The organism is uncultured Nevskia sp. (assembly GCF_903885465.1).
Lineage (GTDB): Bacteria > Pseudomonadota > Gammaproteobacteria > Nevskiales > Nevskiaceae > Nevskia.
This window is the reverse complement of the sequence record NZ_CAISIQ010000233.1, coordinates 1-3,421: the sequence shown is the minus strand read 5'-3', so window position 1 is coordinate 3,421 and position 3,421 is coordinate 1. Positions and strand designations below refer to the sequence as shown.

The following is a 3,421-nucleotide window of genomic DNA, read 5'->3' as shown; positions in this document are numbered from 1 at the left end:
GAATTGGCGCCAGGCATTGGAAATGGTCGGCCTGCCCGACACCTCGTCAGTTCGATACGCGTTGATGGCCAGTGCTCGCGAACATCCAGCTACTCGTGGTGACAATGAGGGTGAGGACCAAGGCGCGTCGATGTCGATGTGATCAGCGCTGCGCCTGAGCTCGCTCCGATCAATGACGCGGCTTGACTCTGGACTATGGTCCAAGGTTTACAGTGTTGCCATGGCAGGTCAGCTGGTTGATCCGCTCGGTGGCGGTCTAGCAATCACCGTCAATCTTGAACTTCGTTGCACACCCTGCCGATTTCGGTTCAGACTGCCGCTATGCGATTCCTCCGTACCTTGCTGACCGTGCTGCTGGCCTTGAGCTTCTCGCTCCAGGCTGCCGGTGGCATGGCCCGAGGTAAGTGCGATCACACGTCGAGAACGTCGCACCAGGGAGCTGCGGGTCACATAGCTCTTGCCTCGGCCGATGACCCTCATAAGGGACATCACATGGCCGGTCATGTCATGTCCGGTGACGGTACTGACAAGCCATCAACAGAAAAGGGCCCTGGCTGTACCTGCGACTGCTCGTGCCAGGTCGGTCATTGCGCCAGCCATGGCACGATCTCGGTGGCCAAGTCATCTCAATTCGTTTTGACAGGTCTAGGCGACGATGTTCGCCTACCGCTGATCGTCGTCAATCTGACCGCCGCGCACGGGTCAGGTCTGTTGCGTCCACCCAGTATCGCCTGATGTGAAGCCGCGGTCGGCGGCGACGGGTTTCCGTTGCCGTTCGACGCCTCGCTCACCGGGTTCTCCTTGTTTCTCTGGAGCCCCGTCGTCAGGTTGGTCTGGAGGTTCTTGTGTTTTCCATTCGATTTTCCGTGTCCGCGAGCCTGCTCGCGTTGACGCTGGCTGGCTGTGCCAGCCTCCCCGCGGACTGGGGACGCCCTGAGGTCGCGAAGTTGACCGCCGACCGCGGTCGAGCGATTCCGCAGCCCTCAGATATCGCAACATTCAACCGCGAGTTGCTCGCAAAGCCGCTGACGGCCACCGCTGCGGTGCAACTGGCGCTGGTCAACAACCCCGCAGTCCGTGCAGAGACCGCACGGTTGGGCTTTGCGGCCGCAGATGTCTACGAGGCGGGCCGTCTCGCGAATCCGGCGTTCTCGTTTGCACTGCTGACGCCGGGGCCGCCCGATGCGGTCGCGCGTCAGGTCACGCTCGGCGTTGCCGTCAGCTTCATCGACCTGCTGTTCCTTCCAGCCCGCCAGCGCTACGCCGACACTCAGTTCGAAGCCGCGAAGCTGTCGGTCGGTTCCGTCGCCATCAATCTCGCTGCCGACACCGAGCGCGCCTGGTACGAAGCCGTCGGTGCCCAGCAGCTTGCCGTGATGCGGGAAACCGTCTCGAAGGCGGCGCGCGCTTCGGCCGATCTGGCTCAACGATTCGTCGATGCCGGCACCTTGTCCAAGCGGGAGCTGGCGCTTGAACAGGCTGCTGCCAGCCAGGCCTATCTGGATCTGATCGGTGCCCAAGCGAAAGCTGTGGAAATGCGTACGGCGCTCAATCGCCTGATGGGACTTCCGGCAGTCGACGACCGCTGGGTACTCGATGCTCGGCTGGCCGAGCCGCTGGTCGACGAAGACTCGACCGACGAGTTGCTGAAGCTCGCGGTCGACGGGCGGCTCGATGTTGCAGCGGCCGACAAGCGCGCTGCGGCGTTCGCCAGCCGTTACCGGCTGGAGCGCCACTCCCGCCTGGTCGACAACATCCAGATCGGCTACCAGCGGCAGAAGGATTACGACGGCAGCGTCAACGACGGCCCGACGCTGTCACTCGGCATCCCGATCTTCAACTGGGGCAGCGGTCGTGTCGCCGCCGCGCAAGCCCAACTCCAGCAGGCGGAAGCCGAACTCGACAGTCTGGTGCTTGATCGCGCCAACGACATCAAGCTGGCGCAGGCGCAGGTCCTGGCAGCCAAGGCGCGTGCCACTGGCTACCGCACGCAGCTGATCCCGCAGCGCGAAGAAGTCGTCGCCAGGATGCAGCAGGAAGTGAACTTCATGTTCATCGGTATCTTCGAACTGCTGGTCGCCAAGCAGCAGGAATACGACGCCTACGCGGGGTATCTGGAGTCGGTACGCGACTACTGGATAGCCCGTGTCGAGCTGGCCCGCGCCGTCGGTCGGAACCTTCCGAGCAGCGCCCAAGCTGCACAGCCGGTGCTCGATCCGGTCCAGCTAATCGTTCCCAAGAGCGGCGGCATGGATCACAGCCAGCATTCGATGGGGGGCATGTCGAAGGACATGCCGGGTATGGACGGCATGCAGGGCATGGACCATTCCCAGATGGGAAAGCCTGCCACTCCCGAGGCGGCGCCGGCTTCGAGCAATCCTCACACCGGCCACAACAAGGGCGGCATGACCGACAAGGAGTCCGCTGCCGACAAGATGCCCGGCATGAAGGGCATGGGCCACTCCCAGATGGGAAAGCCAGCCACTCCCGAATCAGCACCGGCTTCGGGCAACCCCCACGCCGGCCATGACATGGGCGGCATGGAGATGAAAACGGAAGCACCGCCGGACTGCGCGGCGATGAAGAAGATGACCCTTTCCAAGCTCGACCCGACCGTCGTCAAAGCGATGCGCGAGCAGTGCAAGGGTTCCGGAAAAGCCGGGAGCGCAGCCCCCGTCAGCCCCGATCCGCATGCTGGCCATGACATGAAAGACATGCCGATGAAAGGCATGGATCACGGCACCCCGAACAACAGCGAACCGGCAACCACGCCGGAGACCCCGCATGAGCACTGAAATTTTCATCCCTGGCGCATCGCGCCGATCCCACTGGAGTTTTGCCATGAACCACAGCACCCGCTTTTTCTCGATCCTCGCGCTGAGCGTCTCGATGCCGCTCGCTTACGCCCATGACCCCAAGGAGCACGCCAAGGAAGCGGCGGCAGCCAAGGCGGCCCCCGACTGCGCCGCGATGAAGGACATGGATCACTCGAAAATGGACCCGAAGGACCCGGTCATGAAAGCCATGATGGCCAAGTGTGGCGGCGCAATGAAGCACGACGATATGCAGGGCATGGACCACTCGAAGATGCCGATGCCGGCAAGCCCGGCCGCGCCCGCCGCCCCGGCGCACGACGCTCACGGGAGTCACTGATGGACGAGACAACGCCCAAGCGGCTCACACGACGCCATCTGTTGCAGCTTGCGGGAGGCGCCGGCCTGATGGCCGGCGCTCCTCGTCTGGCCCATGCACAGCACGAAGGCCATGACATGTCGGCCATGGCCGGCATGAAGATGCCGGCGGCTGAAGCGATGCCGGCCGCCGCCGAGCCACCGCCAACCGCCCTGCGCCGCCATCCGCAGGGCTATCTGCCGGTGCGCACGCTAAACGGCTGGACGCTGCCCTACAAGCTCAACGGCGG

2 protein-coding genes and 1 pseudogene are annotated in these 3,421 nt (G+C 63.8%); all 3 read left to right on the top strand.

What is annotated here, in order from left to right; genetic code table 11:
* Positions 1 to 1,010: 1,010 nt before the first annotated feature.
* Positions 1,011 to 2,795, top strand: coding sequence for a TolC family protein (locus tag QZY06_RS08720; protein WP_295682948.1), 1,785 nt, complete (start codon positions 1,011 to 1,013; stop codon positions 2,793 to 2,795).
* The gene (locus QZY06_RS08715) at positions 2,785 to 3,153 is read left to right on the top strand and encodes a hypothetical protein (RefSeq protein ID WP_295682945.1); all 369 of its coding nucleotides are present in this window, start codon (positions 2,785 to 2,787) and stop codon (positions 3,151 to 3,153) included. Before QZY06_RS08720 ends, QZY06_RS08715 begins: the two co-directional genes overlap by 11 nt.
* Positions 3,153 to 3,421, top strand: a pseudogene (locus QZY06_RS08710) (copper oxidase); the annotation flags it as partial. The gene QZY06_RS08715 and the pseudogene QZY06_RS08710, both read left to right, overlap by 1 nt.